Annotated in this window: 11 protein-coding genes and 1 pseudogene; 3 read left to right on the top strand and 9 right to left on the bottom strand. The window is 69.7% G+C overall.

The annotated features are described in order from the left end of the window. Positions 1–3: 3 nt before the first annotated feature. The 3 genes from ACIQWR_RS24560 to ACIQWR_RS24570 form a co-directional block, all read right to left on the bottom strand. A complete protein-coding gene (locus tag ACIQWR_RS24560; protein WP_404013248.1) occupies positions 4–1230 on the bottom strand; it encodes a serine hydrolase domain-containing protein in 1227 nt (408 codons plus the stop codon). A 1967-nt stretch (positions 1231–3197) separates the two neighbouring features. Then, positions 3198–4019, bottom strand: coding sequence for an aminoglycoside phosphotransferase (locus ACIQWR_RS24565; protein WP_404013249.1), 822 nt, complete (start codon positions 4017–4019; stop codon positions 3198–3200). 2 nt (positions 4020–4021) lie between these two features. Beyond that, positions 4022–4159: a hypothetical protein gene (locus ACIQWR_RS24570; RefSeq protein ID WP_404013252.1), complete on the bottom strand. Its 138-nt coding sequence runs from the start codon at positions 4157–4159 to the stop codon at positions 4022–4024. Positions 4160–5022: 863 nt separating this feature from the next. Between ACIQWR_RS24570 and ACIQWR_RS24575 the strand changes: the two are divergent. Continuing rightward, a pseudogene (locus ACIQWR_RS24575) lies at positions 5023–6418 on the top strand (amidohydrolase family protein). Positions 6419–6858: 440 nt separating this feature from the next. Here ACIQWR_RS24575 and ACIQWR_RS24580 read toward each other — a convergent pair. Then, positions 6859–7494, bottom strand: a complete 636-nt coding sequence (locus ACIQWR_RS24580; RefSeq protein ID WP_404013254.1) for a TetR/AcrR family transcriptional regulator — start codon at positions 7492–7494, stop codon at positions 6859–6861. A gap of 146 nt (positions 7495–7640) precedes the next feature. On the opposite strand from ACIQWR_RS24580, the gene ACIQWR_RS24585 reads away from it, so the two are divergent. Continuing rightward, on the top strand, positions 7641–8399 hold the full coding sequence (locus tag ACIQWR_RS24585) for an SDR family NAD(P)-dependent oxidoreductase (RefSeq protein ID WP_404013257.1): 759 nt from the start codon (positions 7641–7643) through the stop codon (positions 8397–8399). Between the two features lie 685 nt (positions 8400–9084). On the opposite strand, the gene ACIQWR_RS24590 is transcribed toward ACIQWR_RS24585, so the two are convergent. The 5 genes from ACIQWR_RS24590 to ACIQWR_RS24610 form a co-directional block, all read right to left on the bottom strand. Then, the gene (locus ACIQWR_RS24590) at positions 9085–9996 is read right to left on the bottom strand and encodes a TniQ family protein (RefSeq protein ID WP_404013260.1); all 912 of its coding nucleotides are present in this window, start codon (positions 9994–9996) and stop codon (positions 9085–9087) included. Then, positions 9993–11057 (bottom strand): TniB family NTP-binding protein, encoded by a 1065-nt coding sequence (locus tag ACIQWR_RS24595; RefSeq protein ID WP_404013263.1) that lies wholly within the window; start codon positions 11055–11057, stop codon positions 9993–9995. The genes ACIQWR_RS24590 and ACIQWR_RS24595 overlap by 4 nt, the downstream gene beginning before the upstream one ends. Continuing rightward, positions 11054–13252: a transposase gene (locus ACIQWR_RS24600; RefSeq protein WP_404013265.1), complete on the bottom strand. Its 2199-nt coding sequence runs from the start codon at positions 13250–13252 to the stop codon at positions 11054–11056. Before ACIQWR_RS24600 ends, ACIQWR_RS24595 begins: the two co-directional genes overlap by 4 nt. Next, positions 13252–14031, bottom strand: a complete 780-nt coding sequence (locus ACIQWR_RS24605) for a TnsA-like heteromeric transposase endonuclease subunit (protein ID WP_404013268.1) — start codon at positions 14029–14031, stop codon at positions 13252–13254. Before ACIQWR_RS24605 ends, ACIQWR_RS24600 begins: the two co-directional genes overlap by 1 nt. Positions 14032–14219: 188 nt before the next feature. Then, entirely contained in the window at positions 14220–15641 is a 1422-nt protein-coding gene (locus ACIQWR_RS24610) for a DNA-binding protein (RefSeq protein ID WP_404013271.1), read from the bottom strand. Between the two features lie 346 nt (positions 15642–15987). On the opposite strand from ACIQWR_RS24610, the gene ACIQWR_RS24615 reads away from it, so the two are divergent. Further along, positions 15988–16377, top strand: coding sequence for an ankyrin repeat domain-containing protein (locus ACIQWR_RS24615; protein ID WP_404013273.1), 390 nt, complete (start codon positions 15988–15990; stop codon positions 16375–16377). Positions 16378–16762: the final 385 nt, after the last annotated feature.

A 16762-nucleotide genomic window follows, 5' to 3' on the forward strand; every position in this document is an offset into this window, starting at 1 on the left:
GCGTCACCGCCCGCACAGCGTCGTGTCGAGCAGGGCGTCGGTACGGTTCAAGGATTCCGGTGCGGAAGGCCTGTTGACGGTGACTACGACGGTGGCGGCGCGGCCGTCGTCGGTGGCTCCGGGGAATGAGTGGTAGCCGGGGACGTTCCCGCCGTGCCCCCATTGGAGGCCCCCGCAGCTCAGGGGCGCGCTCGTCAGGCCGAGTCCGTAACGGGTGCCCGGCAGCCAGCCGGGACCGTCGACCTTGACGGTGGTCCGCATCTGGGCCAGCTGGGCGGGCGCCAGGAGCCTGCCGCCGATCAGGGCGGAGAAGAAGCGGTTCAGGTCGCTGGGAGTGGATACCAGCTGCCCGGCGGACCAGCCCCAGGAGGGGTCGATCTCCGTGATGTCCTCCAGGGGCGCGCCGGGCTTGGGTACCTGGTAGCCCCGGGGGTGCGCCTCGCGGATGCGTTCCTCGCCCACCGCAGGGAAGTAGGTGTGGCGCAGGCCGATCCGGTCGATGACGCGCTGCGTGACCTGCTCGGCGAACGGCCTGCCGGTGACCTTTTCGATGAGCAGCCCGGCGACGACGTAGTTGGTGTTGCTGTACTCCCAGCCGGCTCCGGGGGCGAAGCGCGCCTTGCGGGCCAGGGCCAGATCGATCAGTTCGCGGGGCTGGTAGTAGGTGTGGCGGCCCTTGCCGAACACGGCTTCCACCAACTGGTCGGTGTAGTTGGGCAGACCGCTGGTGTGCTTGAGCAGCTGGCGCACCGTGATGGCGCGGCCGTCCATGCCGTCGCCCCGCAGCAGGTTCGGCAGGTACCGGTCGACGGGTGCGTCGAGTTCCACCTTGCCTTCCCCGACGAGTTGCAGGACGACCGTTGCGGTGAAGGTCTTGGTGTTGCTGCCCACTCGCACCTGGCCGTCGGCCGGCACCTTCGCCCCGGTCCGCAGGTCCCCGACCCCGGCCGTATGGGTACGGGTGCGCCCCTCACGGTCGAGGGTGGACGCCAGGGCGCCGGGCAGCCGGTCCTCGGCCACCACCCGCTCGAGCGCCTTGCGCAGGCCATCGGGGGAGTGTCGGGCCTCCGCCGTGGACGCCGAAGGGGTCGAGGACGCGGATGCGGGCAGTATGCCGGCCACGGCAAGAGCCGCCGCTGCGGCGGCCACCGCGGTGACTCCCCGCCGTCGGCCGGAAGGCGCCTGGCCGCGGGCGGTCCGGAGCGGGCGGGGGGAGGGGTGGCAGGTCATGGGGACACTCCTTGGTGCGTGGCGGGGCGGGGGCCGCGGACACGGGTTCGCGCATCGCGCTGATCCGCCGTGTCCGCCTGCCCAGAGCCTAGGAAGCGGCCCCGCCCCGGAGCGTCGCCCGCAGGCAGGAGGACCCGGGTACGGTCCCGAGCCCCGCCCGGTACCACGCTCCCCCCTGCGCGTCCCTCCCGGGAGGAGAGGCGATGACGAGCCAGCGGCCGCCGCGGGAGACCGACCACGTCCTCCCGCCCAGCCAGCCGACACAGCTGCGCCCCGTGGAAACCGACTGTCGCTTACGGCACACCCACCACGGGGGTTCGGGCCCGGCGGCCAGGATTCCCGACACGCTCACCATCAAGACACGTCCATGCGGCGAGATCAGGGCGCGAAGTACCAGCAGTACAGGTTGAGACGCCTCTCCGTGCGGCTGCTAGCCAGGGCTGCCACACGTTCGAGGAGGTCTACCGCGTTGTCCAGTGGGATCTCATCGTCCGGTTCGGAGGCGGCCTCGGCCCACGCACGAGCCGTAGCTCGGAGCCGGTCTACTCCCGCCGCGGCTATGGCCGCGCACAGCGGCTCCGGGACGGCGAAGACGGTGAACCCGTCACATGCCATGGGCACCACGTGTCGGAGTGTGCTCTCAGCGCCCGTCAGCTGAGCTTCCCACCTCCACACCGCGTCATCCGGGTAGATGCCGTCGCACGGTACGGCTGGGAACTCGTGATTACGGCGAGGACCCACCCGCAGGGCGGACTCATCGTCGCTTGCAAGGAAGAACTCGCCTGTGCGCACCATCCGCCGATCTTTGCAGCCCCCAGGGCCACTCATTCGAGCGGCCGGTCTGTACGACCATCAGGTGGGGCAGGCGTCCCGGTCCTCCGCATCGGTCAAGATCTGACCTCGGAGGACAGCAGCAGTCAGACGGACAACGGCGGCCACACAAGCCGGGGTCCTGGATCGCTCGGTGGTGTACGGGCCTTGGGCCCCGGCGCCTACGAGACGGCCCAGCGCATGGCCGAAGCCGGCGAGCGCGGCCAGCCCCGCGGGGTCGAGCCGGGTCCGGCGCTGCCTCTGGCCGACGGTCCAGATACCGGTGCGGTGCGCGGTGCCAGCACGCAGCTCCTCGACGCGACCGCAACCAGGCGGGCCGCCGCCCTCCGGCCCCGGGCGCTGCGCGAGGGCCTGGGTGCTGGTCTCGAATGCCGGCGGCGGCCCGCCCGGCCATGGTGCCGGCGTCTGCGAGCGGCTCCGTCGGCGTGCGTCGGGCCGATGTCCGGACGGCCTTGGTGGCATCGAGCTCGTCGAGCCGGCGCTACGGGCTGGTCAGGGCGGCTTGGGCGGGGCCTCGAGTCCGTGAGCCTATTCCAACTTGACTGCGGTGGTGAGGTGTTGGATGTTGCTGGCTGTACGGGACGACAAACCTCCTGGTAGACGAGTTCTCGACCAAGATCGCCCGTATCCGCCAAGAGCTTCGCCTGCTTGTCCGCCCCTCGTCGATCGATCTGTAAGGGTGTGCGGCAACCGGTCCTGGCTCGCTAGGCGGCAACGAATTCGAACTCGGTTCCTACCGAGAGCAGCTCCATTTCTGCCCCAATTGTTCCGGCAGCGCGACCGTGCACGCCGATGGACATCGGCTTTCCGGTCATCCCGGTCAGTTCACTGGTGCGGATCTGTCCCTGGTGCTGGTCGCCTGCCAGGGTGACGGTGGCGGTCCGGTCATCGTCCAGGGCGCCCTCTGTGAACAGGCACGCTCATGACAGCCTGCCATCCTCGCGCTTGGCTCCTGATGGCAGCAACTGATTCCGAGCTGCTCCAGCTCGGCGGCCCGCTCCCCGTTCATCTGCCCGGCGCGGAAGGCGCGGCAATGGTCGGACAGCCACCAGCCGAGCGGGTACGGGCCCTCGGAGTGCTCGTAAGGCACCTGGAGGCGGGGCGGGCCACGCATTGCTTCGTCGCGTGCGCTGGAATCAGGGCGAGGCCCAGTAGTCGGCCCATGCTCGCGCGGCCTTGATCGTCTCCTCCAGCTCCGTCATCCCGTGCTCTTGCATGTGCTCCCAGGCGCGCGCTTCGGCCTCGGTCAGGACCACTACCGCTTCCCGGTCGGCTTGCGCGAACGCTGGAATCGACCGCGCCCAAGTGGCGGCCTGCTCCGGGTTCTGCCAGCCGTCCAGGATCAGCCGGAACCCCCATAGCGCGGCATCCGCCCAGGCCGGGCCGCGCAGCGCCCAGGACCAGTCGGTCAGCCAGGCTCGCCCGCTCGGCTCCATCATGAAGTTCGAGGCCGCAGGGTCGGAGTGTACGAGCCGGTCACCGCGCAGGAGCGGTTCGTCGGCCGGGTCGCAGTAGTCGCTCCACCGGTCCCACGCTGTCGGCAAGCCGATGTCGGGCGCGGGGTACGCGCTCAGCTCGCGCAGGACGGTGGCGATCGGCTCCAAGTGCTGGCTCTGGGAGGCGTACCACGCCCAAGGGGTTGCGGTCGTTCCGTAGAACCCGAGGATGAGCCACCCCGCTGCCTCCGCCCGCCACAGCAACTTGGGGGCGCAGTCGGGCAGGAACGGGTTCACGGCCTCCTCCGCTTTCAGCTCGTCCACCCGCTCGTGATCCAGCGGCAATCCCTTGACGAACACCTTTTCCGCGCCTGACGGGAAGAAGAGAGTGGACAGCGCGGAGGCAGTTCCGACGTCGATGTCGGTCCTGGGGCAGTCCGCACCGACGCGGTCGTCGATGGCCTGACGGACCCCTTCGGGAAGCATCGCGTACGGGTGCTTCCCCACGCGGTCGGCCGGCACGTTCAGGTCCGGGGCTGCGGCGGGTTCGGAGGGAAGGGCGGGTTCTTGTCCGGCCTGGTGGGGGCGGTGTCCGGACGCGGCTTGGGCGGAGCGGACGTGGGGTGGGTGTTGGGGCGGCGGTCAAGGAGAGGGATCGTCATGGCGGGCACCGTAGCGACCACACACCGACCGCCGCAGGGCGTTCACCGGATTGACGTGATCCGCATAACGCGCGCAATGCGTAACACCGAGCGCCTCGCCGAATCTACCGCCCACAGGCGCGCGCGGGAGCGTCGTCGACGTCGACCTGGACGGTGTCGCTGCCAGCGCCATGGTGCTGGGCGATGCCGAGAAGCCGTACCCGGAGAACCTCGCGGAGGGGTGCAGGGCTCTCCCGCCGGGCCTGGGCAAGCTGCGAGGACAGCCGCCGGTATCTCGGCGGCGTGTGCGGGAGGACGCCCTCGGCGGCGAGGCGGTACATCACCTCGACCGTAGGCCCCGGGCAGGCGCGCGCCGCCCGGTCGATCCGGCGGTGCCCGCCGCGCCGTCGGCGAGCCGCAGGGGCCGCACGGAAGTCGGGACGGAGCAAGTAGCGGTTCCCTACAGGGCTCGTGCTCCGTACCGAGAGTATTCATCGTTGCAGCCCGCACGGCGTGCGATCTGCGAGTCGATGTGTCGATGTGTCGATGGACTGGATGGTCTCCCCAGGCTCCGGTCGCCAACTGTGTCCGTCTGCGCTGCTGTCGGACTGGCGGTACGAGAGCGTCAGTGGCCGGCGACATGTGGTGGCTCGGTGCCTGCGGCCCCGTCGTAGGCGATAGAGGTGGAGTGGCCGGCGCCGCGATGCCGGACGACGACGGCGACCGCCTCCTGAGCGTCGTGGTGTGGCGGGGCGTTCGCGAGCCTGGGTCTGACGTACCTAGGCAGACCTCGGCCTGGTTGTCGTCGCTCGTCGGTTCGAAGCTGAGGTCACAGCTCACTCCGCGAGGGCCCGTTGCCCTGGCTTGACGAACAGGATCTCTCCTTGATCGCCTCTGGCACCACCAGTCCTGCTGTGCTCGAACAGCTTCAGCGCCGATCCGCCGACCCGAAGCGGCGCATCCTGTTCACCGGCGCGACCGTCGTCACCATAGACCCCGACTCCGGTGTCCTGTACGGCGCGGACCTGCTCGTCGAAGGCGACACGATCCTCGGCGTCGGCCCCGGCTTGAGCCGGGAGGGCGCGGTGGTCGTCGACGCGACCGGCACGATCCTGGCCCCCGGCTTCGTCGACACCCACCGGCACGCCTGGGAGACGCAGCTGCGCCGGATCATGCCGGACGTCGACGACCTCGGCGCCTACGTGCGGTCGACTCTTGCCGGTTACGCCACGGTCTACCGGCCCCACGACATGTACGTCGGCACCAGGCTTGCCGCTCTGACGGCGATCGACAGCGGCATCACGACCATGCTCGACTTCTCCCACAACTCCCGCACCCCCGAGCACTCCGACGCTGCCGTCGAGGCCCTCGTCGACAGTCGCATCCGCGGTGTGCACGCTTCCATGGGCCCGCATTTCGGCGGCTGGGACGAGCATTGGCCAGGCGACCTGGCCCGGCTCAAGGAGAAGTACTTCGCCAGTGACGACCAATTGCTGACCCTGCGGCTGGCCGCGCTGGCCACCGACGAGATCGCCGGACCCGCCCTCGCCTACGGCCCCGAACTCGCCCGCGCGGCGAAGGAACTGGCCATCGGGGTGAGTGTGGACGCCGTGTTCGGCGCCTCCTCCTCTCAGGCCGTTCTGGAATGGGAGAGGGCCGGCATCCTGGGTGCGGACCTCACCCTGATCCACGCCACCGGTCTGCCCCCCCCAGGCGTGGAAGGCGATCGGGAGTAGCGGAACGACCATTGCCCTGGCCCCGACCTCGGACGCCCAGATCGGGCTGGAGAACGCGATCCCCGCAGTCGACGAGGCACTGTCGGCGGGAGTGCGGCCCGGTCTGAGCATCGACGTCGAAGTAGCGCTGGCCAGCGACATGTTCACGCAGATGCGGGCCCTGCACGCCATCCAGCGGATGCGCGCGGTCAACGCCGTCCACGGCACCGACAGGCAGCCGGCCCGCATCACCACCTACGACGTCCTGGACTTCGCGACCCTCCAGGGCGCCCGCACCAACGGCCTGGCCGGCGTCACCGGTTCGCTCACCCCGGGCAAGAAGGCCGACCTCCTGGTCATCCAGGCGGAAGACCTCAACAACATGCCGCTCAACGATGCGGTCGGCACCCTCGTCCTGGGCTCGGACGCGCGCAACACCAGCGCCGTCCTCATCAACGGCGAACCCCGCAAATGGAACGGCCAGGTCCTCGACGTAGACCTACGCGCCCTGCGCGACGAGGTCCACGCCTCCCGCGAGTACGTGCTCAACACCCCCGCAGCCTGAGCACCGTCCCTTCGCTTCGAAGACCCGAGCAGCACCATCTCCAGGCTCAGGGAGGCGGTGCGCCGCCTCACCCGGCCTGGAGAGTGGGCACGCACCCGCCATCTCACGGGAGGGAACGCGACTGCGGCTGAGCCTGCGCGCCCGGCATCAGGGCCTCGCCCAGCACCACCGACGACACCGAAAGCGGATACCGACATGCCCAGCACATCCTGGACGGCGCCGCGCCGCGACGACGAAGTCCTTCGCGCCGGCGTCTCCCGATCTCATCCTGTTGAGCTGGCGAAAACCCGTACTCACGCACCTGTGCCTCCACGATCACATGCTCATCCGTGGGTGGTGTGTTGATCACTTGAGGGTGCCATCGTTTGCCGACAGGTATCGCGGATGAAGGCGTCGCGGTCTTCGGCATCGCGCGGCAGTGTGGAGATTCCGGCTTCGGGTCAGGCCGGCGGGTCGGGGGTGTATCTGGCGAGCATGGTCTGTACGGCCTCTTCGACGGCGTTGTGGATGTCGGAGGCTGCGGGGTTCCAGCCGGTCAGCAGCATGCGGGGCCACAGGACGTAGTTGGCGATCATGCCGAGGAACTGGTTGGCGGCGCTCTCGGTGTCGGGCACATCGGCGTTGCCCGCCTCGTGCTCGGATTCCAAGTAGTGCTGGACGGAAGCGAAGTAGGGCAGTTTGCCGAGCTGGAACTGCATCCGTCCCAGCTCGGGGAACCGAGGCAGTTCGGCGATGACGATCCGGAACAGACCTGCCATGCGGGGCTGGCCGATCAGGTCGGCGTAGCGGTGGCCGATGGCCGTCAGCCCGGAGCGCAGATCTCCCGCCTGTGGCCGCGCGGCGGTATCGCCGGCGTCGCGCTGCCAGGACTCGGTGACGATGGCCTCGAAGAGGGCCGCTTTGGTGGGGAACTGCTTGAACAGGGTGGACTTCGAGACCCCGGCCACTTCGGCGATCCGCGCGAGGGAGGTGCCGTCGTAGCCACGGTCCAAGAACAGTTCCGTGGCCGCGGAGGTGATCGCCTCGCGCTTCTGCTGGGCGAGCCTGCGGTGATGCGCGGTGAGTTCTGCTGCCATGCGGAGAGTATGCCCCAGTCCCGAGGCGAGTCACTTGACTCGCCTCGGGGGTCCGCCTACGGTGCAGCAGTAAGGCGAGTCGAGTGACTCGCCTCGGGACTGCGGCGCCTGGGCGCATCCTGATTGACGCACGGTGGAGGAAGTCCATGACAGTCGACAAGATCGCTTTGGTGACCGGCGCGAATCGCGGCCTCGGCCGCAGCGCGGCCATCGCCCTGGCCACACGCGGGGTGCGGGTCGTGGTCACCCACCGCGGTGATGCGGCCGGGGCTGAGAAGACGGTGGAACAGGTGCGGGCCGTGGGTGGGACGGCCGCTGTTCTGCGGCTCGACATCAGCGACGTCTCCTCCTTCGCGTCCTTCACCTGCGAACTGGGCGCGCAGCTGAAGCGCTGGGGTGCTTCGCGGCTCGACATCCTGGTCAACAACGCGGGAGTGGGAGTCTTCGGGCCGCTGGAGACGGTCACGATGGACGACTTCGACACGGTGATGGGCACCAACGTCCGGGGCACGTTCTTCCTCATCCAGTCGCTCGTGCCGCTGCTGGCCCAGGGCGGCCAGGTCATCAACGTCTCGACGTCACTGACCCGCCACACCAGCCCCGCCACCTCGGTCTACTCCGCCTCGAAAGCCGCCGTCGAAGCTCTGAGCCGCACCCTCGCCGCAGAACTCGGACCTCGCGGCATCCGGGTCAACTCCATCGCCCCGGGGCCGACCGCCACCGACTTCAACGGCGGAGCGATGCGGGACGACGCCGCAATGCGCCAGGTCCTGGCCGGACAGACCGCGCTCGGCCGCGTCGGCGAACCTGAGGAGATCGGCGACGCGATCGCCACGCTGGCCTCCGAGGGACTGCGTTGGGTCACCGCCCAGCGCATCGAGGTCTCCGGCGGCGCCCTCCTGTGACGCCGGGCGACGGCCGGTAGGGAAGCGGGCAGTGGCGGCCCCGACCCACTCCGAGCCGACCGACGCGTCCTCATCCTCGTCCTCATCCTCATCCAGCCCTCGCGTACCAGGGTCCCGAAGCGGGCGCAGGGCGCCGGCGGCCGGAACGCTGGCGGCGAAGCGAGGGCCCGCTGTCGTACTGGGTGTGGAGGCTGACCTTCGAGGACGGCGCCCGCTTCGAGAGCCTCACCCAGCTGCGAGCCCTCGCGCGCGCCGTCCAGCCGGAAGCGCTGCATCTTCAGGGTCAGCGGCCCCGGCTTCAGGGGCTCGCGGACTGGTCGGCCGTGGAGCTGGGCGAGAGCGACTGCCGACTGCGCCAGGCCCAGGTCTTGGAGGGCATGGCGGGGAGCCGGCCGACCAAGTCCCCGGTGCCTTGCACAGTGATGGGTTTCGGCCGTCCTGGTAGCTATTTTCGGCCGCTATGACGGGCCATTGATGTAGTGCCTGGGCTGGTCTTGTGACCTGGGTGTGTGCAGGTTGGTTGGCTGGTGTGGGGCGTGGGAGTGCCTGGCCGGGAGTGATGGCGGCTGGTGGGATGAGGTGTCGGGACTGTCTTACGTGCTGCTGACGTGGGGTTTTCTCGGTTTGGTGGGTTTCTCTGGTGTGCCTGGTTGTACTGATTTTTTGTGCAGGTGTTATGGCCCGTCTATAAGCAGTGGTGTCGGGGGCGTTCCTGCTTGGTGTGGATCCAGGTCTGGAGCAGGTCGTCGGGTGGGAGGACGAGTCGGTCTAGGCCGAGGGTGTGGGCGGCCTGATCGAGGAAGCCGTGGCTGGTTTGGCCGCGGGGTGTGAGGGTGAGGTGTCGGGCGAGTGCGATGGTTTCGGGGTAGGTGACCGGGTAGCGGCCGGTGCGGGCCCAGGATGTGCCGCCAGTGTGCGGCGGGTTGGTGGCCGCGAGGCGGGTCAGGCGGGCTTGCCAGCGTGGGGTGAGGTGTTGCTGGTGGTCGTACCAGCGGGTGGTGATCATGCTCGCCCATGGGTAGGCGGTGGTGTCGGGCCGGCGTACGAGGCGCTGGTGGGTGTGGTGGGCTTGGGCGAGCTCCGGTAGTGCACGGGTGTCTAGGGATGCCCGGTCGCCGGGTGGGGTGGCCCATCGATGGTGGCGTGGGCACAGCCGCCGGTGTTCGGCCTGGTAGGCCCATGCCTGGATGGTGGTTCCGTGGGTGTGGCGGAGTGTGCACTGGGGGCAGGTGCGGGTGGGCAGAGCGGCGGGGTCGGGAAGCTGCCAGTGGGCGGTGGGATCGCCGGCATCCGGATCTCTTGCTCCGTTGATGGTCTTGCGGAGGGCGAGCTGGAGGTCGGGGACGCGGGCGAATGCAGCGACGTGGTGGAGTGCTGTGGGGGAGAGGGCGATCTCGCTGCTGCCCGGCGTGCTGCCCGGGCGGCCGTGGACGGTGATCCCGATGCCTTCGAGGAGCTGGCGTGAGTCCAGACGGTAAGTGCCGGCGAGGCGGTGTAGGTAGGAGGCGGCCGCCTCGTGCGGCAGAGGCCTGATGCGTAGCGCACCGGGCGCCGTGGGCTGCGCCATGTCGGTGGCGGGCCCTGCGGGAGTGCTCACGGCAGCTCTGCTCTGGCCGGTGGGCTGTCGCTGTTGCCGCTTCGGCGGCGGTTGGTGTGGTTGGCCTGGTGTCGGGGGCGGTGGTTGTCTTCGGCGAGGTGGTCGAGGGTGATGGTTTCCAGGGTGGCTTTGGTGATGCGTTCGGTGTTGTCGAGGATCGCGGTGATGGCGGCCTGGCGCAGGAGGCGGGCAAGGTTCCCGATGCGTCCGCCGGTCCGGCCGTGGAGGTAGGCGGCTTGGCGGGGCAGGGTCCCGGCTCGATGCTGGTCGAGGTCGAGGCAGGCCTCCAGTGAGGCGACCAGGTCGCGGAAGGGCTGGCTGGTACCCCGGCGGGCGGGGATCGTGTCGCAGTCGATGAGAGTGGCCCGTCCGGCGAGCTGCGCGCCGCGCGTGCCGGTGAACAAGGGGGTCGCGGTGACGTCGATGCCGGCGTAGACGAACGTCGCCCCGATGCGTTCGGTGAGGTCTTTCAATAGGTCGGTGGCTTCGGCGCCCGTGCTGGTACGGGGGTTGAGCCGGTGGATCTCGTCGATCATCACCAACCGGACGCCTGCCCGGGTGTAGGTATCGCAGACCGACGTCATGATCTGGGCTTGTGTCATGCGGTGGGTAAGGGGGATGCCGAGGAAGCGGGCGAACTCCGCGGCCAGGGTCTTCGCGCTTGCCCCGGGAGGGACCAAGACGTACGCGACGGGCATCTGGTCGTGGATGCCGGTGCGGGCGGTTTCGGCATGGTGGCAGGTCCGGCCGACTTGCAGGAGCGCGGTGGTTTTTCCGGTGGTCGGTGGCCCGGTGACGATCAGGCTGGGGCGGGCGGTGGCCCGTTGATGGCGGCCCAGGACCATGAGGGTGCGCACGGTGGTCGAGATGGTGTCGATGGCCGGGGTGCGGACGGTGACGAAGTCGGAGTGGTAGGCGAGCCTCTCCTCGACGCTGCGCGGTGGTGCGCCTGGGTCGGGCGGCGTCGGGGGAGGTGTGTCGACGAATTGCTGCCAGCCCTGCCACGTCGTCGGTGGCAGGGCGTCCCCTGGACTCGGTTCCGGCGCCGGCTCCTGTTTCACCACTGCTCTGCCTCCCGCCGGGCGTCGTAGATACCGAACCCGCCGGCCGCTGCTGCCGCAGCCCAGTCCTGGTCGTCGTCCTCGTCGATGTCCTCGAGGTCATCCAGGCTTTCCACGCCGTCGGAGCCGGGGTCGTCTCCGCCTGCCTGGTCGGGCAGGCGCACGCTGCTCCCGGACGTCTCACGGAGAACTTGAGCTGCGCCACCGCCACCGCCATCACTGCCACCGCTGGCGCCGGTGATGGCGGGTGTGTGGGGCCACGCGGGGACGCCGGCCCGTGCGCGTTCTGTCCCTGCCGTCTCACTTGCGGATGGGCGGGCGTTTGTCCCGGTGCGGGCACGGGTGAGGATTGCCTGGAGTACGTCGGCGAGGTCGGCCTCGTACTGCTCGGCGCTACCACGGTGCTCGACTTCGGTTTTGAGGTGCTGCCAGAGATGGTCGTTGAAGGGCTCGTGGACGTGGTCGCGGTGGATCCAGCCGATCTCGGCCAGGTGTCCGTCGGGCAGGCGGATCCAGACTTGTCGTGCGTCGTGGGGGTTGTGGTGGATTTCCCATTTCCCGCTGCGGGCGTGGATAGCGGAGGGCTGTCCGCGGAGCGGGTTGAGGATGCGGTTGTCGTAGGTGCGGTGGCTGATGCGGATCCCGCGGTCGGTGATCTTGTGCCAGCGGGTGGGGAGCAGCTCGATGTAGTCGCGTCCGGTCAGCGGTACCGGCGTGTAGCCGAACGCGGCGATGAGGGCTGCCCACATTTCGTTCGGCGACAGGACGGCCTGGGCCATGGCAGGGTGCCGCAGGCCCTCGTGGGGCCGGGGCTGCCAGCCCGCGGCGATCCATTCGTCGAGGAGGTCCTGGAGCTGCGCCACGCTCCAGCAGGCTTCCTTCTCGACGTCGCGGCCGCGCTGGACGGTGTTGGAACCGGTGTAGCCGGCGACGTACTGGCAGAACAGGGTGTTGATCGAGGCGAAGGTCCGCTCCACGGGCCCCTTCGCCGCGGGCTGGCGCGGGGGCGCGGGTTGGAGGCTGACGCCGAGGGTTTCGCAGGCGGCGCGAAAGGCTGCGGAGAGGTAAATGTTTCCGCGGTCGACGATGACGGTCTCGGGGACGATGACCGGCCGGGCTGCCGCGTGTTCCAGCCTGGTGTCGATGTCCAGGAGCCGCTCGTAGGGGACGCGTGCGTGCGCGAGGTGCAGGCAGGCGGGCCAGTGGGGGCGGACCGGGTGTGGGACGGCCATCTCGGCGAGGAGCAGCGCGGCGTCGACGGCTTTGGTCCCGCCCGGCCGCAGTACTGCGGCAAGGATGCTGCGGGTGGCGACGTCCAGCGCGATGGTCAGCTCGGGACGGCCGGCCACGCCGTGGTCGGAGACGGCCATGATGTCCAGGCGCGTCGTATCCAGCATGACCTGCTCCCCAGGCCGTAACGCCATGGTCGGTGTGAAGGGCGGTGCCGGGCTGGAGGCGGTCCGGGCCGGGCGGCCCGGCAGCTCCTTCGGGTCGGCCAGTGCGCGCACGAGCCGGTTGAACGAGGACACCGGTGGCAGCAGTAGCTGTCCGGCCTCGGGGCCGTGGGTCTCGGCGAGGACCTGCCGGGTGAGCTCCCGCAGCCCGGCGAGCGTGCCCTTCGAGCGGCCGCGCTGGCGCCGTAGCGCCTCCAGCACCGCCACGACGACCTGTTCGTCGGCGCGCCCCGTCCGGCTCGATGGTTTGGTCGTGCGGTGATCTACGAGCCCCCACAGGCCCTGGCGGCGGTAGCGGGCCCGCATCCGGCGGATCGTCGGCGGGCTTACTCCCGTCCAGCCCAAGGCCGCGAGCTCTGCGGCCTTGGTCTCAACCCGCTCGCTGATCGGCCGCTCGAGCGCGTACGCGGGCCGCGGCACCCCCGCACTGCCTGGCCCGCCGGGCAGGCCGCACTCGATCTCCTGGAGGTGACGCTGCCAGGCCAGGGCACGTTCCTGTTCCCGCAACGGCACGGTCTCGAACAGCCCCCACTGAGGCACTCCCGCTGCGGGCCGCGCGCCGACCACGGCGAAGTCGGCGGCCGCACACAGGTAGCTTGTCAGCAGCGAGATGACGGTCCCGTCCTCGGCGACCAGCCGTACGGTGATGCCGTCCATGGCTGCCACCTGCCAAGTACGCCCCTCGAACACCACGTGCCCGCCCACCGCGACCACCGGACGCCTCGCACCACTGCTGCTCATCACGCCTCCCCGCCCGTGAAACCGGCAGGCGTGCCCGGCCGGGCGACGACCCGTTCGTGCAGGGGCCGGGACAACGACACGGCCAGACGCCCGGACCACAGCGCGTGGAACACCGCCGGCCACACGGCTATGGGATCACCGACCGCCCGCACGCCCTCGATCAGCGGCCGCGGCTCCCGGAAAGCCTCGGCGACTGCTGCGATGCGTTCCGGGCTGCCGGCGTGGCGAGGGTGCCGGTAGCCCGCAAGCCATCGGACATTGGCCGCCATCACCTGGTCGAGGGGCTCCAGACGCCGGTAGACCCACCCCGCCTCCAGACATGCCGCACGCACGTACTGCGCGGCCAGGCGCGCCCGCTCCCCACCACCCCCAGGGACCGCGGGGCAGTCGGCCAGCAGGGCCGTTCCGTCGGTGTACCGGGCGAAGAGCTGCGGCACCCAGGACCGCACCCGGCCCTGCCCGTCACGCCACACGACCCGTACCGGCCGCCCGGCCAGGCCAATGACGCGGGGATCGCTGTCGAGGATCATCAGCTGGGAACGCATGGCCACCGACCCGTGCACCACATGCCGGCCGGTCGTCGCCGACCACCACCACCCAGGCGCCCACCGCTTCCCCGGGATCACAGGAAAGGCCGCAACCGGCAGCAGCTCCTCGAACCGTACGGACGCGGCAGCCTTATGCCACGGAAGCTGCCGCACGCATCCCAACAGGTCCTTGAACTCTGCCTCACAGCCGGTCCCGGCCCGGCCGCCGTCTCCTTGTGCGTGACTGCTCATAGCCGCTAGCCAAGTACGTGAACCATGCGCACAAACACCGGTCGCGAAGGAGCATCACGCGATCGAACGGACCACACCCCAAGCCCGGGACACCGCACGCACCCGCCTGCTACGGCATCGCGGGCCTGAACGCCGGCACAGAACCACGGCCGCAACATCGCCTTGAGAACCTGCAGGCAGAAGCCTGGTCAGTCGTCCGCGACCAGCCCGCGCCGGGCAAGCTCTTCGACGAGATCAGCGGGGATCTTGCCCCATTCGCCGACGAACTGCGCCGGCACGCCCGCCTCGAGTGCAGCACGGGCAGCCTCCAGGAGCGCACGGTCCAGGAGCTCGCTTCCCTTAGCCAGGAACCGAAGCATGTTCCGGCTGGCCTCGGCGACAGGTCGCCCGCTGTGGACATGGACGTCGCCCAACACCTGCACGGCTTCATCCAGCAGGCGTTCCAGACGGGCTCGGTCCGTATCCGGGACGGCCTTGCGCCAGCTGATGGTGCCGTCCTCCCGCTCAGCCGGCCGACGCAGCTGCACCCCCGTGGACACCGGCTGCCGCTCACGGCTCACCCACCACGGATTCTGGTCCCAGCCGGCAGGATCCCTGACGCCGCGGCGCCGCCGGATCACCGCGCCCAGCCATCCGGCGACCAGCGGCCCGTCATAGTCGACCGCCACCACCGGCCCCAGCCACGGACGCCCCACCCGCACGCCCAGCTCCCGGCAGAACGCACCGTCCGCAGTCCGAGGACGGATCTGGTTCCGCCCACTGTCACCCCATGCCAACTCCTCCATGCCGGGGTCCAGCAGCGCGTCGGCCACCGCGACAACCTCGGGGAAAACCACCCCGTCCCGGGCCACAGCGTGCCACCACCAAAACCGGGGCCCAGCGTCCCCGCCCGCAAGCCGGTGCAGCCGGGCCGGCCAGATCCGCTCCTCACCCCACCCCAAAGCCTGCTCCCACCACCGGCACACCACCGCCCGCGCGAGACCGAACACCTCAGCTGGCTCCACCCCGGCCCGACGCGCACGGCGTTCTACACCCGCCCACCGCCGCTGCGCCTGGGCCACTTCCGGGCTCTCGCGCAGGTCGAGGTTCTCCAGGCCGTGGTCGACGTCAGCGTCGAGCTGCCACCGGCGATGCCGTACGCACACCCGCTGCCACTGCTCGGCGTAGCGGACTGCACTCACGGCCTGCCCGCTGCGCCGTGCGGTGCAGAGCCGGCAGCCGAACGCCACCGGTCCCGCCACCATGGCGCCAATCCGCCATGACCCTGACGCGGCTCCTGCCTGCTGCCGGGCGGTGAACTGCTCCTCGGCGTGGCTCCACGAGGGCAGGGACCGCTCGAAGACTTCCTCGTCAACCCGGCAGAGTCCTGCCAGCATGGCGCGGCCGTCCTGATCGAGAAGCACTTCTGCATCGGCGCGTGGTCTCCCGCCGGGCTGCCGGGGCTGGTGGTTCTTCCACTGCCAATGTCCCAGCAGCCAGCCGGGCTCTTGGCCGTAGCGTGCGGCGATCCGACAGATCAGAGACCAGGTTGTCTCTCCGGCCAGGGGAGGCACGCGGAAGACCGCGGCCTGCACTGGGCCGGCCTCATGAATGGCAGCCTGGGTGGTCATGTCTGCTGGCTGCCCAGCCCCCTCCCGTGCCACACCCTGCCGCGGTCGCTCACCGCAGCTGGCGGCGCCGTAAAATATGATGGGCGTCAGGCACTGATGCAGCCTCAGAACACCATCAACACACGTCGCTTCACAGCTCTGCGTAACGGGGGCCTGTGCGAACCGCGGGCCGGAATTCGACTGTGCAGATCGATTGAGCATTGCGCAGTTTCACTGGTCCACGACATCTGCGCCGGGGGAGAAGTTGAGGGTTTCTCGGGATCCTACACAGCTACACACACTGCACCTCATATGATGCACACTGACGACTGCACCATCCGGGTATACCTTCCAGCTGGGGATCTGTATGAACGGGGCTCCTGCCAACCTTTGGACTCCCGCGCACCAGGCGGTGGAGTCGAGTGATCACGCTGTCTTGACCCGTCTGCTTCATGAGGGAGCCGACGTCAATGAGGTCTGCTGCGGGATGACTCTCTTGATGCACGCTATCGACCTGGAAGGGGATTCGGCAGTCCAGTCGGGCAGGCCGATCGACAGTGCACTCACCGCGGTGCTCCTTGCCTACGGAGCTGACCCGAGCGTGGCCATCAACGGTGAAACGGCCCTTGACTGGGCTCACGAGTACGGGCACGACATGGCGGTACGCCTGCTGAACAAGTTCGCGCCTCAGGAGTCACCTGCTGCTGGAAGCCGCCCGCGTAGCGGGTTGTCCTGGAGGCGGAGCCGGAGGGACTGAGGTGGGGGAGCGAAGCGAACCCACTCAACGGGCCGAAGGCCCGGACCTCGTGAAGTGAGGTCACTCCTCGTGCACAGCATGGGAGATGGTAGACCTGCGATGCAGGCGTTGTCAGGGTGGAGCGCAGCGGAGCCCTGACTGCCCGAAGCCAAGCGTAGGACTCCCGGCCCGAAGGGCCGGCTCTGTCCTGGAGCGCAGCGCAAGGACACCCCGCCGAAGGCGGCTCAGACTCCAAGCGTGTGGTCCGAAGCGAAGCGCAGGACCCCGGCCGAAGGCCGGCCATGGCTCGGAGCGAAGCGGAGAGCCCAGGGCCCGAAGGGCCCGGCCGAGCGCAGCCAGGCCGTTCAGTCCTGAGCGCGCAGCGCTCAGGGACCCGCTCCGCGGG

The sequence above is a fragment of the Streptomyces sp. NPDC098789 genome (genome assembly GCF_044759975.1).
GTDB lineage: Bacteria > Actinomycetota > Actinomycetes > Streptomycetales > Streptomycetaceae > Streptomyces.